Raw genomic sequence first — 21893 nt, forward strand, 5'->3', positions numbered from 1 at the left:
CCTTTCAAATTAGATATATGGGTAAATTACTACTTTTTACCCATATTGACCTTTAAACATTAATACATAATAATCAGCACGTTTTCCACGCCAACCACGCCTATCTTTAATAAAAGAGAATCTTAAATGCTACACCTGCCTACTGTGATCAGTCTCTCTTTTATTCTTAACGTATTAATAGGCTTGTTTTTTTTATCCGTACATAACTTTAAAAAACAAACATCATTTTTATTATTTGGCCTAGCGTGCATTACCTTTGCATTTGCCGAGTTACTTGCCTGTTTAAAGTTAGTAATAGACGCGCCTTTTATTACTCACTATTTGGCTGATATTTTTATATTACTAAGTCCATTGTTAATTATTATTGGGTTAAATAAATATAAGCACAGTAAGGCACTAAACTTAAAACCTCTGTATTGTCTCCTTGGATTAACGGGGGTTGCTTTATTACCCATATATTCAGACCCTGCAGGGCAAGTGCTGACAAGCTTAATTATTTCGGTTTTATACCTATATTCCGCATATATTATTAAGCAGATGAACTTTGTAGCCACTTTGCAAAAAAAAGCGCTGATAGTTTGTTTTTCAATTCACAGCATTTTAATGCTCATACAAACAACATTATTGGCAATATCTATTTTTAGTATTAATTCGCCGAACTACATAGAGCCACTGCAACTTATCTTAAGTAGCCATTTAATTTTGGCCACTTGTAGCGCACTAATATTGCCATACCTGCTGGCCTCTAATACAGAGCATACACTTTCAAGCCTTGCTAACACCGATACTTTAAGCCAATTACTTAATCGCCGTGGCTTTTTTACAAAAAGTAAAGAAGCACTAAGTGATCCTAAAAATATAGACAAAAATGTGTCTGTTATTTTGCTCGATATTGATTTTTTTAAACGTGTAAACGATCAGTTTGGTCACGAAGCGGGCGACCACGCAATTAAGTGGATATCTCACTTTATTAAAGAGCAATTTTTAAATGTAGGTATTAGTGCCAGAATTGGCGGAGAAGAATTTGCCATTTTACTACCTGATTACACCCTTAGTGCAGCAAAAAGTGATGCTGAGCTGTTAAGAAAGAATATAAGCACTCAAGCTTTTTATCATGAAAATCAGCATATAAAACTTTCCGTAAGCGCTGGAGTAAGTAATGCAATCAATGGTGAGGCCACAATAAAAGAGCTACTTGCTTATGCGGATAAACGCCTTTACTTAGCTAAAGAAACAGGCCGAGACAAAGTAGTTACCTTTGATGAAAAAAGCTTATTAATGCAAAGCTAATCGTCAAAGATAAATACGCCCTAATACCTACATAAAAAAAGCCCTTCATTCGAAGGGCTTTGGTATACACACAATAGAGTTTGTAAACTACCTACAAGAAAGTGTAGCCTCGTCCGCCTTATTTGGTACAAACTGAATATTAGCTACAGAAATTGATGCTTTACCATTGCTGTGTAAGCTAAATGGGCTTGTTAGGTTTGCAAAATTAACACCCTTATCTGCAAAACAACCTAAATCGATTGATACTGACTGCCATTTATTTTCAATAGTTTTATCCACGACGTTTGCTAAATCAATGCTTGCACCACACTCACCAGAACAAGTCATAGCAAGGGCTACATCGTTCGTTAGTGCCTCGTTTAATTTAATATCAAAGCTAATCACACTGTTTGCTTCAACGTAGGCAATGGTATCTTCTGCAAAGCTTGTTACTATTTCAGCACTGGCTTTTTCTGCACCGCTGAAGTTAAATTGGCGCGCGTCTTCTTGTACTGTTTTGTCCTCAGTACGGTATTTAATTGCACCAAATTCATGGGTACTACTCGATACATCTAAAAGCTCATCGCCCGATTTTAACAATAAGCGCCATGGTGCTACAGGTGCACCAACAAGTATATCCATACTTGTAAGCCCTGAGTTATCAAGTTTAGAGTCTTCATCAAGGTCGTCAGCTAGCACGTTTTTATCGCCATACGTTAAACCAAAACCATAAGGAAGTAATGGATCGTAATTTTCATCGCCTTTATTAACCGCAGTTTGTACCGCCGATTTAGGCCAAGAAAACGATAGCTTACCTTTAAAGTTATTTTGGATGGTGCCGTCTGCCGCTTTTAATAACACATCAGCAATACCCGCACCTTCTGTACCTGGTAACCATGCAGCTACAAACGCATCAGATGCGTTAAGTTCGCTGTTCACCCACATAGGTCGACCTGAAATAAACACAGATAAAACAGGGATGCCTTGCTCTTTTAACGAGCTTAAAAGTGCTAATGACTTTTTATTTCCGCGCTCAAACTCAAGGTTATCTTTATCGCCGTGCCCTTCTGCGTAAGGTTCCTCACCAAATACAACAATGGCAACATCAGGACGTTGTTCAAACGTACCATCAGCACTTAAAGTAACACTTCCACCTGCTGCAGATATTTGCTCTTCAAGCCCTTTATATATCGAAGTAGCACCAGGGAAATCAGCATTTTTATTATTAGTCCCCTGCCACGTAATACTCCAACCACCCGACTGTTTGCCTATATTATCGGCACCATCACCAGCAACAAGTACGCGTTGATTAGCTGCGATAGGTAATAGGTTATTTTTATTTTTAAGTAATACAAGCGATTCGCGTACAGCTTGACGTGCTACTTCGCGATGCGCTTGCGCGCCAATAAGATCTGTTTTACCCGAGTAAAGACGCTTAGCCGGACTTGGTTTATCAAATAACCCAGCGCGTAATTTAACGCGTAAAATACGTGCCACCGCATCATCAATGCGGCTCATACTTATTTTACCTGCATTTACTTGTGCAATTGTATTTTCATATAGTGGCTTCCAGGCACCTGTTGGCACCATAAAAATATCAAGGCCAGCATTTACCGCTTCTGGGCAGCTTTCGTTAGTACAGCCTTTAATTTGCCCATGGCCGTTCCAATCACCCACTACAAAACCATCAAAACCCATACGTGTTTTTAATACATCTGTAAGTAAGTATTTATTGCCGTGATTTTTAACGCCATTCCAGCTATTAAAAGATGCCATAACAGATTGACTACCTGCCGACAAACCACCTACGTAACCTTGAGCATGAATATCAAATAGCGATTGCTCGCTGTCTATATTATTTCCCTGATCATCCCCATCAACGGTGCCGCCATCGCCAATAAAGTGCTTAACAGTGCTAATAACGCGCTTATCACTTAAAAAGTCGCCATCGGCTTTACCTTGCAATCCATTTACAATCGCTGCTGAGTAATCGTGAACAATTTTTGGATCCTCAGAATAGCCTTCGTACGTTCTGCCCCATCGGTCGTCTCGTACTACTGCTACAGTGGGTGCAAATACCCAATCTATCCCCGTAGCCATTACTTCTACTGCGGTAATAGACGCTATTTGCTCTATTAAATCGGGGTTATTAGCTGCGCCTAAACCAATATTATGTGGAAAAAGTGTCGCGCCAATTACGTTATTATGACCATGTACTGCATCGGTGCCCCACATAGTTGGAATTTTGCTGCCATCCACTGAGTCATCAATAGATGCTTGATACATTTTTTCTGCAAGTGCAACCCAATCCTCTGGCGTTGCATGTTTATCGCCATTAGGAAAAGCACCACCGCCATTAAGGTAAGAGCCAAAACCATATTTACGCATGTCTTCAACGGTAATATCACGAATTTCTGGTTGAATCATTTGCGCTACTTTTTGCTCAAGCGTCATATTTTCTAAAAACGTGAGAATTTGAGCTTCAATAGCAGGGTCTTTTTTCACTGCAATTGAAAGCTTTGGCCAAATTTTCTCAAGCTCTGATTGCGCTTCAACATTTACTTTTTCAACATTGCTTTCGTTAGTACATCCGCTTAGTGCAGTAACACTTCCTACTAACGTTGCAATTGCTAATGCATTAAGTTTAAAAGTCGTTTTCATTATGATGGCTCCTTCACTAATACTGGTTTGCTGCCTCGTAGGCCGTAAAAAACAATAAATATGTAACATAAAATAGGTAAAACATACGAAAGTTGAACACCCACACTATCAGCAAGTGCACCTTGTAAAAGTGGCACTATTGCACCACCTACAATCGCCAAACACAAAATACCAGAGCCTTGAGCGGTATGCTTACCAAGTCCATTTAACGCTAAACTAAAAATAGTGGGGAACATAATAGAATTGAATAAACCAACCAATAGGATTGACCACATTGCTAATTGACCCGACGTGCTCATGGCAATAATGACTAAAATAATAGCCATGGTTGCGTTAAAGCCAAGTACTTTACCAGCGGGTAGTTTTTGCATTACAGCAGCACCAATAAAACGCCCAACCATAGCACCACCAAAATAATAAGTGATGTAATGAGCTGCAACATTCTCTTTTAGCCCTGCTATATTTTCTTGTGCTAAAAAGCTTACTAAAAAGCTACCAATTGCCACTTCGGCGCCTACATACATAAATATACCCACAGCACCTAATACAAGATGGCGATACTGCCAAGCACTGCCTTCAATTGCTTCTGATTTTTCGGCTTCTGCTTTTTGCTCGCTCATAATGTCTGGTAATTTAAGCCAAGCAAAAATACCGGCTAGTAAAATAAGCATTGCAGCTAAAAGGAGGTAAGGAAGTTGAACTGACTCTGCATTTTGAGCTGGTGTTAAAAAGGCTTCTGACGCTGAATCTAGAATTAACAGAGCACCAAATGATGGCGCAACAGTAGTACCTAATGCATTAAAAGCTTGGGTAAGCGTAAGTCGAGACGATGCAGTTTTTGGTGAGCCCAACAAACTTACGTAAGGATTAGCAGATACTTGCAATAACGTTATGCCGCTGGCAAGTACAAATAAAGCGAATAAAAATACAGGGTAACTATGTAAAGACGCTGCTGGGTAAAATAATATACACCCGGCTGCTGCAATTAATAATCCAATCACGATGCCTTTTTTATAGCCCACCTTTTTAACTATATAACCACTTGGAAGTGACATTAAAAAGTAAGCGCCAAAAAAGCAAAACTGAACCAACATGGCTTGTACATACGTTAAGTTAAATACGGCTTTTAAGTGTGGGATTAAAATATCATTTAAGCAGGTTATAAATCCCCACATAAAAAATAATGTTGTTAGAGAAGTTAATGCAAAACTGTAATTTTCATCCTGATAGTTTTGCGACTGTGTGTGTGTTGTCACTGGTGCTGAACTTGCCATGTGTTCTCCGTATTTTATTATTATAAATCTATTCTTAAGCTGCCCTGTTTTAGTTTTCAGCTGTCTTTAAACCATCCAGAAGCATTAAAGAGTTGACCTAAGAATTAATAAACACTAACCTTAAATGTAAGCGCTTTCATATGCAATTAAATACGAACAAGCTGTATATTTCAACACTTTTTATTTTTTGTACCCTCATACAGCATTAATTAAGCAAAAACACAGAGCTGATTTCTCTGTAAATGACTAACAAAAGGTTTGTTATTAATGACAAAATTATCACTACCACCCCATTCACCGCTTTTATCTAAAAACTTTGTATACGGTGTGGCCACAGCTTCTTTTCAAATAGAAGGCGGATCACAAGATCGTCTCCCATGTATTTGGGACACTTTTTGCGATACGCCCAATAAAATAGTCGATTGCTCAGACGGTCATACCGCGTGCGATCACTATAACCTTTGGCGTGATGATATAGACCTTATTGAGTCACTTGGCGTAGATGCTTACAGGCTTTCTATTTCATGGCCGCGTGTGATGACCCAAGACGCAAAGTTAAATCCTGTAGGCGTGAAGTTTTATACTGATATTTTAGATGAGCTAAAACGTCGCAATATTAAAGCCTTTGTTACTTTGTACCACTGGGATTTACCGCAACACCTTGAAGATGAAGGCGGTTGGCTTAACAGACAAACAGCTTACGCTTTTGAACATTACGTAAATTTAATTACCAAAGCCTTTGGCGATCGCGTTCACTCTTACGCCACATTGAATGAACCATTTTGTAGTGCGTTTTTAGGTTACGAAATTGGTATTCATGCCCCAGGTAAAGTGGGTAAAGAATATGGCCGTAAAGCAGCGCACCATTTATTATTAGCCCACGGACTCGCTATGAGCGTATTAAAGCAAAACTCGCCTAATACATTAAATGGCATAGTGCTTAACTTTACGCCGTGTTATAGCCTTACTCAAAGTGATGAAGACTTAAAAGCCACTGCATTTGCAGACGACTATCTTAATCAGTGGTATATAAAACCAATAATTGATGCCCAATATCCTGATATAATTAATCAATTACCATTAAACCATCAGCCTGAGATTCTTGAGGGCGATATGGAACTAATTTCTCAATCTATTGATTACTTAGGTATTAACTTTTATACCCGCCAAGTTTATAAAGCGCACCCTACTGACATTTATGAGCCTATTGCACCTACAGGCCCGCTAACTGATATGGGGTGGGAAATTTACCCGCAATCGTTCACTGACTTGCTCGTATCGCTTAATAAAACATACACCTTACCGCCTATTTATATAACCGAAAATGGTGCAGCAATGCCCGATACGTATAATAATGGTGAAGTTAACGACTTAGACCGTTTAAGTTATTATAATACTCATTTAAACGCGGTTCATAATGCAATTGAACAAGGTGTTGTTATACATGGCTACTTTGCTTGGAGCCTAATGGATAACTTTGAATGGGCAGAAGGCTATTTAAAACGTTTTGGTATTGTGTATGTAGATTATAAAACCCAGCAACGCACTATTAAAAACAGTGGCTTAGCTTATAAAGAACTCATCTCTAAAAGATAAGAGCATACCCATAACTAAAAACAAGTATAAAGCGGGATAAATAATCATGGTCAGTGTAAAAGAAAAAATAGCGTATGGCTTAGGCGACACCGCCAGTAATATTATTTTTCAAACAGTTATGATGTTTTTAATGCTGTACTACACAGACGTAGTGGGTTTATCACCCGCTGTTGTCGGTACTATGTTTTTAGCAGTACGTATTTTTGATGCCGTAACCGACCCATTAATGGGCAACCTTGCTGACAAAACACATACGCGCTGGGGGCACTTTCGCCCCTATTTACTGTGGCTTTCGCTTCCTTTTGCCATTATTAGTATTTTAGCGTTTACTACGCCTGATTTAGAAGGCACCGATAAAATAATTTACGCCTTTACTACTTACACACTACTTATGGTGGCTTACACCGCTATCAATATTCCTTATTGTGCATTGGGCGGTGTACTTACAAGCGACGTAAAAGAGCGCGTGACTATTCAGTCTTACCGCTTTGTATTTGGTATGTTAGGCGGTGTAATAGTAGCGGGTTGCACTATGCCAATGGTTGAGTACTTTGGCCAAGGCGATGCAGCTAAGGGCTATCAATACACCATGACTGCAATGAGCACTTTAGGCTTTGTACTTTTTTTACTTTGTTTTTTAGGCACAAAAGAGCGTATACAACAACCAAAAGAGCAAAACATTCCTTTTGCCCAAAGTGTTAAAGCATTAATTAAAAACGATCAATGGCGAACGCTTTGCTTAGCTGCGTTTTTTTTACTTACCGGTCAAGTATTAAGGCTTACGCTTGCTGTTTACTACGTAAAATACTATTTAGGTCGAGACGATTTAATCACCTTATTTATGACACTAGGCGTTGCAGCAAGCATGCTAGGGTGTGCTTTAGCTCAACCGCTTGCAAAGCGCTTTTGTAAAATAAAAGCCTATATAAGCTTACAAGTTATTGCTGCCGCTATTTGTGGTTTTAGCTACTTTATTAGTAAAGATCAATTAGTACTCGCATTTATTGCCTTTATTTTATGGAAGTTCTTTTTAGATATGGCAACCCCGTTGTTATGGGCAAAAATGGCCGACACCATAGATTACGGGCATGAAAAAACAGGGGTACGCATTACGGGTTTGGTTTATTCAGGCGTTATATTTTTTATTAAAATGGGCGTGGCTGTAGGCGGCGCAATTGCAGGCTGGTTGTTATCTTTTTACAGTTATCAGGCCGATGCAGTACAAACTCTTGATACCCAGCACGGTATTTTACTGTCATTCACTGTACTACCTGCTTTAGGCTCATTATTTGTTGCCTACATAATGAAAAAATATACACTGACTAATCAGGTTGTTGAAAATATTCAATCTAAACTAACAACTAGTTAAGATATATACTCTAAGGTATTATTTAGCCGAAGTAGTTAAGGATAAGCGAGTGAACAATTAACATGGCAACAATTTATCAAGTTTCAGAGCTTGCGGGCGTATCGTTAGCCACCGTTTCTCGCGTGATGAACAAAAATACCCGTGTAAGCGATAAAACCAAACAAAAAGTGCTTGATGCCATGGAGCAGCTTGGCTACAAGCCTAACTCAATAGCGCAATCTTTAGCCTCTAACTGTACTAACAGTGTCGGTATTTTAGTGTCTGAGTTACATGGTCCTTTCTTTGCCCAAATGATGGCAGGTATTGAGTCGGAGCTTCGAGCTGCGGGTAAACACGTTATTATTACCACCGGGCACAGTGAAGAAGACAAAGAACAAGAAGGCATTGAGTTTTTAATTAGCAGACGCTGCGATGCTATTATTTTGCACGTTGAAGCCGTTTCAGACGACTACCTAATAAAACTAAGTAAAGGCTCTACGCCCGTTTATTTAATGAGCCGTTACGTAGAGCAATTAAAAGATAACTGTATCAGTTTAGATAATCAATTAGGTGGCTACCTGGCCACTAAATCGATATTAAATCAAGGCCATACACAAATAGCGTACATTGCAGGTCCCCAGTTTAAAGCCGATGCTTTTAACCGCTTAGAGGGTCATAAACAAGCACTCACAGAGGCTGGTATTAAATTTGATCCTGCGCTTTATTACATTGGGGACTTTAACGAAACCGGTGGTAGTACAGGCTTAAAACATTTTATTGATGAAAAGCTCAGCTTTACTGCACTAGTGTGCGCCAATGACGAAATGGCTTCCGGTGCTATGAAATATGCTCGAGAGCACGGTTATAATTTACCAAACGATTTATCGATTGTTGGATTTGATAACGTTATTTTTGCAAATTATCTGTACCCTACACTCACGACGATTGATAATCCGATCGGAAAAATGGGCGAAATGGCTGCTAAATTAGTGCTTAAAGATGTTTATCAAAATAAAAACCTTGTTATAAATCGCTTTTTTGAACCTACTTTAATGCAGCGTGATTCATCTGCACCACTTATCAAATAAAGACTAAAAGCGAATACTAATTTTGGTACAAAAAAGCGGCCAAATGCCGCTTTTTCATATGTGAGCTACTTAACAATCCAAGGCGTTACTTTAATAACCTGCGATATATCGCCAAGTGACGCGGTATCATCTTCCCAGTTATCTTTAACTGCAAAATAACACACAGACTTTTCGCACGTTATGCCCTTATCATCAAATTGCATTGGGCTTTTAAATGTAACCGCCACGCCCTTTTGCTCTGGTAATAAAAACCACATTAATTTACTTACAAAAAAGCCCGACAAATCAGTTAACAGCTCATCAAGTTCTTCGTTAATGGTATATAACGACTGCTTTGAAAACGTTAAATCTTCAAGTTCGTTTGCTTCTATTTGAAGTTTTAATTGGCAATCATGATCTGGATTTTGTGGCTGCACCACAATAACAGCTTTATCTGTATCAAGTTGCTTATCGAACGGTAATAGTAATTGTGCTTTATCTGTAAAGTTAAGTGGGTACTCGTTTCTTTCAGTTAAAATAGTACCGCTTTTAATGGCACACGCTTCGTTAGTTGCTATATCACTTATATAAAAATTAACTCGCGCATATTGAAAGTCGCCTTTGTTAACAACTTTTAATCGGTCATAAAAACCGTCATACGACATAACAAATTCTCTTGCATTAACATTAAATGCACTCATGCCCAGCAGCACTAACGCAATGGCGTTGGTGCAATTAAAAATGTATTTATTCATCAAAGTAGGCTCTATTTTGGCTAATCATCGTGTTTAGCTCTTCTATATACGCTTCACCGCGCTCAGAGTAAGACATTAAACCGTGTGTAAGTTCAGTCGCTAAAATTGGTTTTTGCTCAAGACGTAAGTTTTCACGTATTGCGCGCAAATCTTTATAAGCAGGATGCGTATTTATGTTTTTAAAATAAGAGTTTATAGCAGCTCTCACCGATTTAAACGCAGCAACTTCGTGTGCAGCTCCAGTATTACGGCGTTTTGGTACCATGCCACAACCTTTTGTGTAACACCACTGACCAAAAAAGTTAAGGCCAATACGTGCAAAACGCGATGTGCCCCACGCAGATTCATTTGCAGCTTGCATAAGCGCTAATTCTTTAGGAATTATATCAACACGGCGTAGTGCTTGCGTAAGTATTAGCGTATCAATGGTGGTTGGTAAGCCGTACGACTTTAATATTGCTGCAATATCTTTGCTTTGCTTTTTTTCTAAAGGTAATTCGTTTTGTAGCATCATGCGTGCTATTTCAAGCTTAGCGCGTTGCTGTAATATTTTTTTGTTTTCGGCTTCAACGTGCGGACGAATAAAGCTAAAAAATGCATGTTTTTTTTCTTTAACATCACTAAATTCTGAAAACTTTGGCAGTTTTACATTATGTAATGGTTTTTCTTTTTTCTTCACTTTTTTTGGTTGTTCTGACGTTTGTTCATCTAGCTCAACATCATCATTTTGTATAAACGGATATGCAAGCGCCCATACAAAAAACACGGTTAGTAAAAGCTTAAAAATCGTTTTTAGCATGTATTCTCTCTTTGAAACAACAACTATGCATGGTTAATACACAAGCATACGAAGGCGCATTATACCTAAGCCACTTTATAAACGCGAATAACTGGGGTTTGATGACCTTTTACGGTTGAATTTTCAGCAGTGTATTTGGGTTTTAGATAAAACAGAGCCTATGTAATGCATTTGTTCATTCGCAATTTATAAGTCCATGGGTATACTGAGCAAAGTTTAATAATATTAACTATGTGTGAGTAAGCAGTATGGATAAACAATGGCAAAGCCGAATAATAGAGCAATATAAACATCGTCCTAACGATAACCGCTCGCCTTGGCAGGTCGATCGTTCGCGTATTATTCATGCAGCTGCATTTAGGCGTTTGCAAGCTAAAACCCAAATTATGGGTATTGGCCTAAACGACTTTTACCGCACTCGCCTTACTCACTCTTTAGAAGTGTCGCAAATTGGTACCGGCATATTGCGCCATTTAAAAGCGCAACATAGCGACTTTACGCACTTTCCATCAACTGGACTGCTCGAAACATTGTGCTTGGCGCACGATATTGGCCATCCGCCTTTTGGCCATGGTGGTGAAATAGCGCTAAATTACATGATGCGCGATCACGGTGGTTTTGAAGGTAACGCACAAACACTGCGCATAGTTGCAAAACTTGAGCCCTACAGTAATGGCCACGGTATGAACCTAACTCGTCGTACTTTATTAGGTTTTATAAAATACCCCGCGTTTATTAATACGCTTTGGCATACCATTCCCGATGCCACAACCGGTCGTGCATTTATTAAAGCTGATGATTGGCGACCTGCCAAAGGGTTATACAACGACGATGCAACCATATTCAATTGGATAGTAGAACCACTGAGTCAAAACGATAAAACGTTGCTTGGCAACCACGCTGCAATTGATAAGTACCGCGCTAAAACAACGTATAAATCGCTCGACAGCGCCATAATGGAGCACGCCGACGATATAGCATACGCGGTACACGACTTAGAAGATGCCATTGCAACCCACGTACTCACATTAGACGATTGGCAAACCCATGCTTTACCTCATTTAAAAGCACTAAACTTTGACTGGCTAAACGACATGCTTGAATCGCTGACCCAGCGCTTGTTTTCAAAAAATGATTATGAGCGAAAAGATGCCATAGGTGAGCTGGTTAATACCTTTATTATTCATATACATTTGGATATTCAAAATGATAACTTTGAATGCCCTATTTTAAAGTACACCGCTAAATTAGATGCCCAATACGACAGTGTATTGCAAATACTTAAGCATTTTGTGTTTCAACGTTTAATACGCGACCCCGAAATGCAGCAAATAGAGTTCAAAGGTCAAAACTTACTAATAGAGTTATTTACCGCGTTTGCGAGCGATCCGCTGCGCTTATTGCCCGAAACAACACAAGCGCAATATATAGAAGCGCAAAAGCAAAACCAAGGGATGCGTATAATTTGCGATTATTTGAGCGGCATGACCGACGAATACGCTTATAAAACGTATCAACGATTGTTTTCACCTATGCAGTAGTAATACCAATAGTCGTAAGTAATATAAAACTGAGCAAACATTAAAAAGGCCGAGTAAATTAAATTTACTCGGCCTTTTTGCTCAGCTATTAAAGTTATCTATTTAGTTAAAGCGCTTTTATAACGACTCTACGCCCATGTTATATAACGTAAAACCAAATATATCAGCGTACTGCTCAATTGTTTTACTCGTTGGAGTACCTGCACCATGCCCAGCATTGGTTTCTATGCGAATAAGCGTTGGATTATTACCCGTTTGCTTTGCTTGAAGCTCAGCGGCAAACTTAAACGAATGCGAAGGGACAACGCGGTCATCATGATCGCCAGTTGTGATCATAGTAGCTGGGTACTCAACACCTGCTTTTACATTATGAAGTGGTGAATAACCTTTAATGTATTCAAACATTTCTTTGCTTTGCTCACTCGTACCGTAGTCGTATGCCCAACCAGCGCCTGCAGTAAATGTATGGTAGCGCAGCATATCAAGTACGCCTACAGCAGGAAGAGCCACTTGAAATAAGTCTGGGCGCTGCGTCATCACTGCGCCAACTAACAAACCACCGTTAGATCCACCGCGAAGTGCTAAGCGTTTTTTAGAGGTGTACTTTTTATCTTTTAAGTACTCAGCCGCGGCAATAAAGTCGTCAAACACATTTTGCTTTTGCAATTTAGTGCCTGCATTATGCCAGTCTTTACCGTACTCACCACCACCGCGAATATTAGCAACGGCGTATACACCACCTTGCTCAAGCCATACTGCATTAACCGGGCTAAAGCTTGGCGTTAAACTAATATTAAAACCACCGTAACCGTATAAAATTGTAGGGTTTGAACCATCAAGCTTAATGCCTGTTTTATAGGTAATTACCATCGGTATTTTAGTACCGTCTTTTGATGTGTAAAACACCTGCTCAGACGTGTAATCATCACTATTAAAATCAATAGCCGACTTACGATAAACACCCGATTCACCCGTAGTTACGTCAAACGTATAAGTAGTACCTGGTGTTTTGTAGTTAGTGAACGAATAATAAAGCGTTGTTTGATCTTTTTTGCCGCCAAAACCGCGTGCTGTACCTACGCCTGGCAATGTAATTTCGCGAATTAGCTCGCCTTTTTTGTTGTACTGTTTTACCTGCGAAATAGCATCAACCATGTAGTTGGCAAAAAACGTATCGCCACCTTTTGTAAGGTTTAGTACGTTTTTGGTTTCAGGAATTAAATCAACCCAATTTTCAGGGCTTGGGTTACTTGCATCAACCGTCACTACTTTTTTGTTTGGTGCATTAAGGTTAGTAACTAAAAACAGCTTACTGCCTTCGTTATCAATCACTGATGTATCTGAATCAGTATTTCCAACAACCGTTACAAACTCACTGTTTTGCTTTGTTAAGTCTTTTATAAACAGCTTATTGCCTGAGGTAGACGTACTAGCTGAAATAAGTAAGTATCGACCATCATGAGTTACATCAGCGCCTACATAGCGATGTTTTTGCGCATCAGTTTCACCAAATACAACACTATCTTCATATTGTGCAGTACCTAACTTATGGTAATACACTTTATGCTGATCTGTTTTAGCCGAAAGCTCACTGCCTTTAGGTTTTTCGTAACTTGAATAGTAAAAACCTTCGTTGCCAAGCCACTCTATGCCACTAAACTTAACGTCAACAAGCGCTTCTTCAACTTGTTCTTTAGTATGTGCATCAATAACTATAATTTTACGCCAGTCGCTACCACCTTCAGATATTTGATAAGCGAGTAATGAACCATCTTTTGAAAACGATAAACCCGACATAGACGTCGTACCATCTTCACTAAACTTGTTTGGATCTAAAAATACTTCTACGTCGCCGCCATCTTTACTGCGGTACAAAACATATTGATTTTGCAGACCATCGTTTTTATAAAAATAGGTGTAATCGCCTTCAGTAAAAGGAGGGCCTATTTTTTCGTAATTCATTAATTTTTCAAGGCGCTGCTTTAACTTATCGCGATAAGGGATTTGTTCTAAATAAGAAAACGTTAAATTGTTTTGCGTTTTAACCCAATCGGCAGTTTCATCGCTCATATCATCTTCAAGCCAACGATATGGGTCACTAACGGCTTCTTCAAAGTAGGTGTCTACGACATCGCCTTTTTTTGTTTCTGGGTATATAACTGCGTTAACTTGCTTCATAGGTGCTTTTACTTCTTCTTGAGTTACCGTATTAGTTGGCTCTGAACAGCCGCTAAGCGCTACAATTACAGCACACGCTAGAGTATGTTTAAACATCCTGAGTTCCATTATTATTTATTAATAGTGCACCTAAGTTATTAACTTTTAGTCCTTTTGTCTATTTAGATGCGTTAAGCGCCATTTACCGCTGTAAACAAATGTAAACTTACGCTTTAATAGCACGACCCTCATTAAAATAAAAAACAATAAAAGAGCACACTATGCAAAGTACAAACCCCACGTTTAAAAGCTTTAAAGCTTTCTATCCTTATTATTTAAAAGAGCACCGCAACGTGACTTGCCGCCGCTTACATTTTATAGGAAGCACCCTCGTTCTTGTTGTAATCGCAATAGCATTAATAAAACAACAATACAGTTTATTATGGCTATTACCTGTTATTGGATATGGGTTTGCGTGGATCGGGCATTTCTTTTTTGAAAAAAACCGCCCTGCTACTTTTAAACACCCTTTTTACAGTTTGTGGGGAGATTGGGTAATGTTTAAAGACATACTTATTGGAAAAATTAAATTTTAACACTATTTCTAGCACTCTTTTTTATACCAATTACTTATAAAAACAAAATTACTTCATGCTTTAAAGTATAGGTTCTAATAAGTAGTACATAATTTATAACACACCCATTAAATGTTAATTTAGTTAACATTTAATGGGTGTGTTTTTATTTTATATTTTCAAAAATATTTATAGCTCAACAGTTGTTTATTGCTAGGCCAATAGAAATGGCTTCTTACTTATAATTAGTCATACCCGCCAATCTCATCTTACCAGTTAATTAAATGTTAAACTTAATTTTAAATATAATTCATTACCCATCAATTACTTAGCAATTACCTTCGCTATATAACTAAAACAATGGCGATTATAAAAAACAATCAAATGTAATTATAAAAACACCTAAATTAATTGAATGTTATTCAATTGACTGACTTTGTTAATTAAGTATATGTTCAAGGTAACAAAAAAGTTTATACCAATCCGCTTAATTAAGTGATCTATTTTGAGGATGGAAAAACGTGTTGATAGCTAGGCAAAAAATTCGCTATTTAGTTGCTCTAAATGAGAATTTTTTAACGCAGGTAACGGCACGTTTAGCCCCTAAAAATGATTAAGTATTATTGCGGGTTGGTATTAATCTTTTTGTACAAAACTAAAATAATTCAATGGGTATGGGGAAATACAGCATGAATAGAAAACCGTTATTTAAATTACAGCAGTCGGTACCACAAATATTACTCGCAATGAGCGCGTCTGCTGCACTAGTTGGTTCGCTCTCAGTAAATGCTGCAGAGCAAGACACCAAAGCAGAAGAAAACATCGAACAAATAAGCGTAATTGGCTCTCGCCGATTAGGCCGTACAATAGAAGACAGCGCAGTACCCATCGATATAATTGGTGCAGATGCACTTAAAAACTCAGGCTTTACTGAAACGAATGCCCTACTTAGCAATTTATTACCTAGCTTTAACTTCCCGCAAGCATCACTTACTGATGGTAGTGACCATGTACGCCCTGCTCAACTTCGTGGTTTAGCACCTGATCACACTTTAGTGCTTGTTAATGGTAAGCGTCGCCATAGCAATGCATTACTTAACTTAAATGGCTCAACGGGTCGTGGTTCATCATCAGTTGATTTAAATGCAATTCCAGCAAATGCTATCGACCGCATTGAAGTATTACGCGATGGCGCAGCAGCCCAATATGGCTCTGATGCTATAGCCGGTGTTATTAATATTGTGCTTAAAAGTGCCAGCAGCGGTGGTTCAGTTGCGGCTATATATGGTGCTAACGTAACCGAAATGGACGGTGTACCACAGCTTGAGTCTGTATCTGAAGGCAGTGATGGTAATTTAGCCTTTAACGAAGGGGGCGATCGTTCTTTAACCGACGGCCAAACACTAACGCTGCAAGGTAATATGGGTTTTGAACTTGGCGATAATGGCTTTTTAAACATTTCAACAGAATACCGCGACCGCCATTCAACAAACCGCTCTGACTACGATAACCGTGAAAACTACGCACGATTAGATGATGGCTCTCTCGACCCACGTGAACTTACCGTAAATCGATATAACCATAACTTTGGTAATGGCGATGTAGAAGACTTTTCAGTGTTTTATAACGCGGGGTATCAATTAACAAACGAAGTAGATTTATATTCGTTTGGCTCTTACAGCAAACGTGAAGGCGAAGGCGGCGGTTTTTATCGCCGTGCAAGCGATAGCCGTAATATAGAAGAAGTTTATCCTGATGGCTTTTTACCTGTTATCACCTCAAACATAGATGACTTTTCACTGGCACTTGGCGCTAAAGGTTTTGTAAGTGAATGGAATTACGATGTATCGGCCGTATATGGTCAAGATGCATTTGAGTTTGGTGTAATAAATAGCTTGAATACCTCATACGGCCCGACTAGCCAAACAAGCTTTGATGCAGGAACACTTACCTACGATCAACTTACCTTAAACGTTGATTTTAGTCGCGAAGTAGACGTCAGCTTTTTAGAAAGCTCGGTAAGTGTAGCTGTAGGTGCTGAGTATCGCCGCGAAGGATACCAAATAGATGCAGGCGAAGAAGCTTCATATGCACAAGGGTCATTTGGCCCAGGCGGCGAAGTAACCGACCCTGTTGATGGCCCATTTGGCGCAGCGGGCGCACAAGTATTCCCAGGGTTTACACCCGAATCAGAGGGCGATAATAGCCGCCATAACGTGAGCTTGTATATAGACCTTGAAACCTACCTAACCGACGATTGGAATTTAGCGGTTGCCGCCCGTTATGAAGATTACTCAGACTTTGGCGATACACTTAACGGTAAAGTTGCGACTCGTTATTCATTAACTGAAGACTTAGCGCTGCGCGCCTCTGTATCAACTGGTTTTAGAGCCCCCTCTTTGCAGCAACAATACTTTACCTCAGTGGCCACTGTATTTGTTGATGGCGAACCAACCGAAACAGGTACGTTCGCACCAAGCAGCGATGTAGCAAAAGCACTGGGCTCACCGGGTCTTGATGCAGAAGAAGCAACAAACTACGGCGTTGGTTTTACATGGTCTACCGACTTTAATTTCAGCTTATCGGTTGATTACTACCAAATATTAATTGATGACCGCATTGTGCTATCAAACAACTTATCGGGCGATGCTATTGCCGATTTACTTCAAGGCACAGGCGCTAACCAAGGTCGTTTCTTCTTAAACGCAATTGACAGTAAAACGCGCGGTGTTGATGTTGTGGCTTCTTATAATGTAGCAACCGATGGTTACGGCGATGTTGCCTTTAACTTAGGTTATAACTACGGTAAAAATGAAGTTACCGATATAATTGACCCACCAGCAGAGCTACAAGGTGCAGGGTTTGATCAAGACAACTTATTCTCTGGTAACGAACTACGTCGTTTTGAAGTAAGTACACCGCGTAATAAATACAATTTAAGTGCAACATGGACTAACGATGATATTCGTACCACGCTTAGAACAACGCGTTACGGTGAAACTCAAGACCCTTCAGATAACCCAGAACGTAACGAAGTGTTAAAGCCTAAATGGATAACCGACTTAGATGTTGCCTATTCGCTTACTAGCAACGTATCGCTGAGCTTAGGGGCTAATAACATTTTTGATGTTTACCCAGACGCAACCCGTGAAAATGTTGACGATGTAACCACCTTCTCTCGTTTATTTGCTTACTCTAGCTTCTCGCCGTATGGATTTAACGGACGCTACGTGTACGGCAAAATAGAAATGAAGTTCTAATAAGCACAGCTTAAAGTAACCAAACACACAAAAGCCACCGATTAGGTGGCTTTTTAATGCGAGTTGCTATTAAATCTATAATTAGATTTTAGTTAACCAACCGTGTTTGTCTTCACTTTTACCCCATTGAATATCGTTCAATGCTTGGCGAAGGCGCGCAGTTGTTGGGCCTGGCTCGCCAGTACCTACTTTGTATTCTTTGTCGTTATGAATAAACGTACCCACAGCAGTTAGTACAGCTGCAGTGCCCGAAAGCGCCGCTTCAGTACCTGGTTTAGCAGCACGCTCTAATAGCTCAGTAACGCTAAAGTTACGCTCGCTTACCGTCATACCTAAGTCTTTGGCTATGGTTAAAATACTATTACGCGTTACACCATGTAAAAACGTGCTATCAAGCGCTTTAGTAATAATTTCGTTGCCATCAATAAGTATAAAGTTAGCAGCACCGGTTTCTTGAACGTCGCCACCTGGGCAAAATAAAATTTGATCTGCTTGATACTTAGTTCGTGCAGCACTAATAGGTGCTAAAGCACTGGCGTAGTTACCACCACTTTTTACCATTCCCATGTGCGGGGCGCAGCGCATGCCATCTTCTTCAAGCAGTACGCGCAGTGCAGTTGCACCACCGGCAAAGTAATCACCTACTGGCGATAGTAACGTATATAAAAGCGAGCTCATTGATGGCGCTGCCGCTTTACCAATTGCCGCCTCAGTACCAATATGAGTTGGGCGAATATACATAGAGCCTGGTGGTAATGGCGTTTCATCTGCGTATTCGCGCATAATATCGATAATCATCGTTTTTAGCATATCACTGTCAAAACTCGGTAAGCTTAATAGCGCTGAGCTTTGTTGCATGCGTGCAATATTTGCATCCATTCTAAAAAGATAAACAGAACCATCTTCATGGCGAAAGGCTTTTAAGCCTTCAAAACATGTACTTGAATAATGAAGAACGTGCGCACCAGCATGAAGTTCAAGTTTATCGGAAGGGACAATTGAGCTTTCGCTCCATTTATTATCAGAAAAACGAGCTTGAATCATCTGCGGCATAAACACGGTACCAAATGCGGCCATTTTAATCTCTCTTGTGTGGTCTATTTTCCTCCATTGTATGACAATCACACGCTATTTAACCATAGCTAAAGTAAGGCTTTTTTAATTAACTATGAGAAATTTTTGCAAGTACTGTTTACTAATCAACCGCATTGGGTGCTATAAACAAAAAAATCGGCTAATGCAGTTGCACTAGCCGATTCTTAAAGGTAAATAATTTACTTGAACGAATACCTAATAATACGTTTTAACACCGAGGTATACTGTTTAAAAAAGCTACCTGTATGGTAATCAATACCGTGTTTTTTTAAAGCGGCTTGTACTTGAGGTGCAACTTCTTGATAGCGCGAAGACGGCATATCTGGAAATAAGTGATGCTCTATTTGGCAGCTCAAATGCCCCGTTAAAACATGAAACCAATGCGACCCTTTAATATTAGACGAGCCCAGTACTTGGCGATAATACCACTGCCCTTGCGTTTCGTTTATACAGTCTTCTTCTTTAAAGGTTTCGGTCTCTTCGGTAAAGTGGCCACAAAATATTATGGTTGATGTCCATAAATTACGAATTAAGTTTGCTACTAAATTACCCGCCAATACCCATAAAAATAAAGGCCCTGCAAGTAACGGAAATATCGCATAATCTTTAATTAACTGGCGAGCACCTTTACTAAAAAAGCGCTGCTTTAATGTAGAGTGTGATACAAGCCCTTCGCGGTTTTCTTTCTTTTTACCAATAAAAACACGCTCTGCAGCTAACTCGTGATACGACACGCCCCACTGAAATAACACACTTAAATTAATATATGTAAAAAACTGCCATACATTTTTAAAGCGCCACTTAAAATCATCGCTTAAACGCAACAAGCCATAACCAAAGTCTCTGTCTTTACCAATAATATTAGTATACGTATGGTGCTCAAAGTTATGAACGCGGTGCCAACTTTGTCCATCGCACGCTATGTCCCATTCATAATGCTGTGAGTTAAGTTGCTTGTCGTTCATCCAATCGTATTGACCATGCATTACATTGTGGCCAATTTCCATATTGTCTAAAATTTTAGCAAGTGCTAATAGCAACACACCTGCAACCCACAATAATGGCTGAATAAAACCAAGCATTAGCAAAATTCGCCCGCTCCATTCACACACTCGCTGTTTGCGAACAACAGAGCGAATATAGTCGGCATCTTGTTGGCCAACTTTGCCAAGGGTGTCCATTTTAATGGCATCTAGCTCGCTTGCGAGCATGTCATAGTTAATGTTTTTCATAATTGTAACTCCAAATCACTAACAGGTTGGCTTACGCAAAGTTGTATTAACTGCTCGCCGTTGTCACTCAATTCACCTGTTTTTAAATTACGTACCACGCCTGACTTTTTAATACATTGACATTGATGGCAAATACCAATACCGCAACCGCGTTTAACGGGGAGCTTTTTTTCTTCAAACTGAGGTAGTAAAACATCGTTGCCCGACACAACATGGGCACTGGCGTTAATTTTTACATTAAATTGGCTGTCGTCGTTTAAGCTAGGCAGCGCTAAACCAAAGGCTTCTTGGTAGTAATTTAGCTTATGCGTTTTAGCAAAATCGCTCACCGTCTGCATAAATGCTGCAGGGCCACAGCAGTAAATGTCTGGGTTTTCCCACGGCTTAATATTGCTGGTTATATCGCTTGATTGCTCACGCGTTAATAATAAAAACGAAAAATGCTCAAATTGCGCTGCCAACTCACTTAGCTCATCAACACATTGATGCTCAGTGGCTTTTGCGTAATACACCAACGATACTTTTTGCGTAGTTTGGCTTAAGTAATCATCAAGCATAGCCAGCATAGGTGTTATACCCGAGCCACCTGCAATAAAAGTGGCTGGCGTGTGTGTATCTTTAAACACAAAGTCGCCGCTTGGCGCAGAAATATTGCACCACAACCCCGCTTTTAATGCACTGCTGAGTAAGCCTGTAAAGCGCCCTTGCGCATTTGTTTTGATTAGTAAACGCACTAAACCTGTATTTTTAAATTGCTGAGCGCTTGAGGCCACGGTAAAAACGCGTGTTAGTAATCGCCCATTAATTTCAACCGTTAGACTTATATGCTGCCCTGACGTATGCGCCTGCCATTGTTTGCTTGGCTTAAGTTGCACACTTAAAAAACCGCCATCAAGCACAGCGGTACTAACTACTTGCGCCCTAAACTGCCCTGCACGCCACGCAGGTTTAAACACCTGCATTACGGGCTCTATGTAGCCTGCAAAACTTTGATGGTGTAAAAACCATTTTGAAAATTGGTTTAATACTTGAGTCATCATGGTTAAATCTCTATCAAATCTTAATTACTTTGAACTTACACGTGTACGCCCAAACTTCAGCGCACAAGTGTACGCTCAAATTTTAAGTTTTCAACCCCAATAGAGTAATTATTCAATTTTTATTAGCGCAATTTGCTTAAACAATTTCCTCTGAAGTGGTGATTTTTAAAATATATAAGTGTGTGTTTTTCATTCAACTCAACACTTAACAAATTGATTTATGC

General features: G+C 39.5%; 15 protein-coding genes. 7 read left to right on the top strand and 8 right to left on the bottom strand.

All coding sequences use genetic code 11. The annotated features are described in order from the left end of the window. The first annotated feature begins 126 nt into the window (after window positions 1-126). Window positions 127-1290 carry a GGDEF domain-containing protein gene (locus tag H5120_RS02235; protein ID WP_182673454.1) on the top strand — a complete coding sequence of 388 codons (1164 nt, stop codon included), beginning with the start codon at window positions 127-129 and terminating at the stop codon, window positions 1288-1290. A gap of 87 nt (window positions 1291-1377) precedes the next feature. On the opposite strand, the gene H5120_RS02240 is transcribed toward H5120_RS02235, so the two are convergent. Together H5120_RS02240 and H5120_RS02245 are read right to left on the bottom strand one after the other, a co-directional pair. Then, window positions 1378-3930 (bottom strand): exo 1,3/1,4-beta-D-glucan glucohydrolase, encoded by a 2553-nt coding sequence (locus H5120_RS02240; RefSeq protein WP_182673455.1) that lies wholly within the window; start codon window positions 3928-3930, stop codon window positions 1378-1380. Next, a complete protein-coding gene (locus H5120_RS02245; protein WP_182673456.1) occupies window positions 3930-5204 on the bottom strand; it encodes a sugar MFS transporter in 1275 nt (424 codons plus the stop codon). The genes H5120_RS02240 and H5120_RS02245 overlap by 1 nt, the downstream gene beginning before the upstream one ends. A gap of 267 nt (window positions 5205-5471) precedes the next feature. On the opposite strand from H5120_RS02245, the gene H5120_RS02250 reads away from it, so the two are divergent. The 3 genes from H5120_RS02250 (at window position 5472) to H5120_RS02260 (ending at window position 9236) form a co-directional block, all read left to right on the top strand. Beyond that, the gene (locus H5120_RS02250) at window positions 5472-6800 is read left to right on the top strand and encodes a GH1 family beta-glucosidase (protein ID WP_182673457.1); all 1329 of its coding nucleotides are present in this window, start codon (window positions 5472-5474) and stop codon (window positions 6798-6800) included. 46 nt (window positions 6801-6846) lie between these two features. Further along, window positions 6847-8169, top strand: coding sequence for a glycoside-pentoside-hexuronide (GPH):cation symporter (locus H5120_RS02255; protein WP_182673458.1), 1323 nt, complete (start codon window positions 6847-6849; stop codon window positions 8167-8169). Between the two features lie 62 nt (window positions 8170-8231). Further along, entirely contained in the window at window positions 8232-9236 is a 1005-nt protein-coding gene (locus H5120_RS02260) for a LacI family DNA-binding transcriptional regulator (RefSeq protein WP_182673459.1), read from the top strand. Window positions 9237-9301: 65 nt separating this feature from the next. Here H5120_RS02260 and H5120_RS02265 read toward each other — a convergent pair whose 3' ends face one another. Further along, the gene (locus H5120_RS02265; RefSeq protein WP_259396397.1) at window positions 9302-9970 is read right to left on the bottom strand and encodes a DUF2987 domain-containing protein; all 669 of its coding nucleotides are present in this window, start codon (window positions 9968-9970) and stop codon (window positions 9302-9304) included. Continuing rightward, on the bottom strand, window positions 9963-10769 hold the full coding sequence (locus tag H5120_RS02270; RefSeq protein WP_024606443.1) for a glucosaminidase domain-containing protein: 807 nt from the start codon (window positions 10767-10769) through the stop codon (window positions 9963-9965). Before H5120_RS02270 ends, H5120_RS02265 begins: the two co-directional genes overlap by 8 nt. A 248-nt stretch (window positions 10770-11017) precedes the next feature. On the opposite strand from H5120_RS02270, the gene H5120_RS02275 reads away from it, so the two are divergent. Then, window positions 11018-12310 (top strand): anti-phage deoxyguanosine triphosphatase, encoded by a 1293-nt coding sequence (locus H5120_RS02275; RefSeq protein WP_182673460.1) that lies wholly within the window; start codon window positions 11018-11020, stop codon window positions 12308-12310. A 117-nt stretch (window positions 12311-12427) separates the two neighbouring features. Here H5120_RS02275 and H5120_RS02280 read toward each other — a convergent pair whose 3' ends face one another. After that, the gene (locus H5120_RS02280) at window positions 12428-14584 is read right to left on the bottom strand and encodes a prolyl oligopeptidase family protein (protein ID WP_182673461.1); all 2157 of its coding nucleotides are present in this window, start codon (window positions 14582-14584) and stop codon (window positions 12428-12430) included. A 164-nt stretch (window positions 14585-14748) separates the two neighbouring features. Here H5120_RS02280 and H5120_RS02285 point away from each other — a divergent pair, with 164 nt between their 5' ends. Both H5120_RS02285 and H5120_RS02290 read left to right on the top strand, forming a co-directional pair. Beyond that, entirely contained in the window at window positions 14749-15063 is a 315-nt protein-coding gene (locus H5120_RS02285) for a DUF962 domain-containing protein (protein WP_182673462.1), read from the top strand. 668 nt (window positions 15064-15731) lie between these two features. Continuing rightward, on the top strand, window positions 15732-18302 hold the full coding sequence (locus tag H5120_RS02290) for a TonB-dependent siderophore receptor (RefSeq protein ID WP_182673463.1): 2571 nt from the start codon (window positions 15732-15734) through the stop codon (window positions 18300-18302). Window positions 18303-18383: 81 nt separating this feature from the next. Here H5120_RS02290 and H5120_RS02295 read toward each other — a convergent pair whose 3' ends face one another. The 3 genes from H5120_RS02295 to H5120_RS02305 form a co-directional block, all read right to left on the bottom strand. Then, window positions 18384-19385 carry a branched-chain amino acid aminotransferase gene (locus tag H5120_RS02295; protein ID WP_257983256.1) on the bottom strand — a complete coding sequence of 334 codons (1002 nt, stop codon included), beginning with the start codon at window positions 19383-19385 and terminating at the stop codon, window positions 18384-18386. A gap of 191 nt (window positions 19386-19576) precedes the next feature. Further along, window positions 19577-20629, bottom strand: coding sequence for an acyl-CoA desaturase (locus tag H5120_RS02300; protein WP_182673464.1), 1053 nt, complete (start codon window positions 20627-20629; stop codon window positions 19577-19579). After that, on the bottom strand, window positions 20626-21669 hold the full coding sequence (locus H5120_RS02305; protein ID WP_182673465.1) for a flavin reductase family protein: 1044 nt from the start codon (window positions 21667-21669) through the stop codon (window positions 20626-20628). The genes H5120_RS02300 and H5120_RS02305 overlap by 4 nt, the downstream gene beginning before the upstream one ends. Window positions 21670-21893 lie beyond the last annotated feature (224 nt).

Source organism: Pseudoalteromonas sp. SR43-2, assembly GCF_014163885.1.
GTDB lineage: Bacteria > Pseudomonadota > Gammaproteobacteria > Enterobacterales > Alteromonadaceae > Pseudoalteromonas > Pseudoalteromonas distincta.

Excerpts from the sequence above, each read along its gene's own strand:
- H5120_RS02285 (WP_182673462.1), top strand. The coding sequence starts at position 14,749 with ATGCAAAGTACAAACCCCACGTTTAAAAGCTTTAAAGCTTTCTATCCT.
- H5120_RS02280 (WP_182673461.1), bottom strand. The coding sequence starts at position 14,584 with ATGTTTAAACATACTCTAGCGTGTGCTGTAATTGTAGCGCTTAGCGGC.
- H5120_RS02305 (WP_182673465.1), bottom strand. The coding sequence starts at position 21,669 with ATGATGACTCAAGTATTAAACCAATTTTCAAAATGGTTTTTACACCAT.
- H5120_RS02265 (WP_259396397.1), bottom strand. The coding sequence starts at position 9,970 with ATGAATAAATACATTTTTAATTGCACCAACGCCATTGCGTTAGTGCTG.
- H5120_RS02270 (WP_024606443.1), bottom strand. The coding sequence starts at position 10,769 with ATGCTAAAAACGATTTTTAAGCTTTTACTAACCGTGTTTTTTGTATGG.
- H5120_RS02250 (WP_182673457.1), top strand. The coding sequence starts at position 5,472 with ATGACAAAATTATCACTACCACCCCATTCACCGCTTTTATCTAAAAAC.
- H5120_RS02240 (WP_182673455.1), bottom strand. The coding sequence starts at position 3,930 with ATGAAAACGACTTTTAAACTTAATGCATTAGCAATTGCAACGTTAGTA.
- H5120_RS02255 (WP_182673458.1), top strand. The coding sequence starts at position 6,847 with ATGGTCAGTGTAAAAGAAAAAATAGCGTATGGCTTAGGCGACACCGCC.
- H5120_RS02290 (WP_182673463.1), top strand. The coding sequence starts at position 15,732 with ATGAATAGAAAACCGTTATTTAAATTACAGCAGTCGGTACCACAAATA.
- H5120_RS02275 (WP_182673460.1), top strand. The coding sequence starts at position 11,018 with ATGGATAAACAATGGCAAAGCCGAATAATAGAGCAATATAAACATCGT.
- H5120_RS02300 (WP_182673464.1), bottom strand. The coding sequence starts at position 20,629 with ATGAAAAACATTAACTATGACATGCTCGCAAGCGAGCTAGATGCCATT.
- H5120_RS02245 (WP_182673456.1), bottom strand. The coding sequence starts at position 5,204 with ATGGCAAGTTCAGCACCAGTGACAACACACACACAGTCGCAAAACTAT.
- H5120_RS02260 (WP_182673459.1), top strand. The coding sequence starts at position 8,232 with ATGGCAACAATTTATCAAGTTTCAGAGCTTGCGGGCGTATCGTTAGCC.
- H5120_RS02235 (WP_182673454.1), top strand. The coding sequence starts at position 127 with ATGCTACACCTGCCTACTGTGATCAGTCTCTCTTTTATTCTTAACGTA.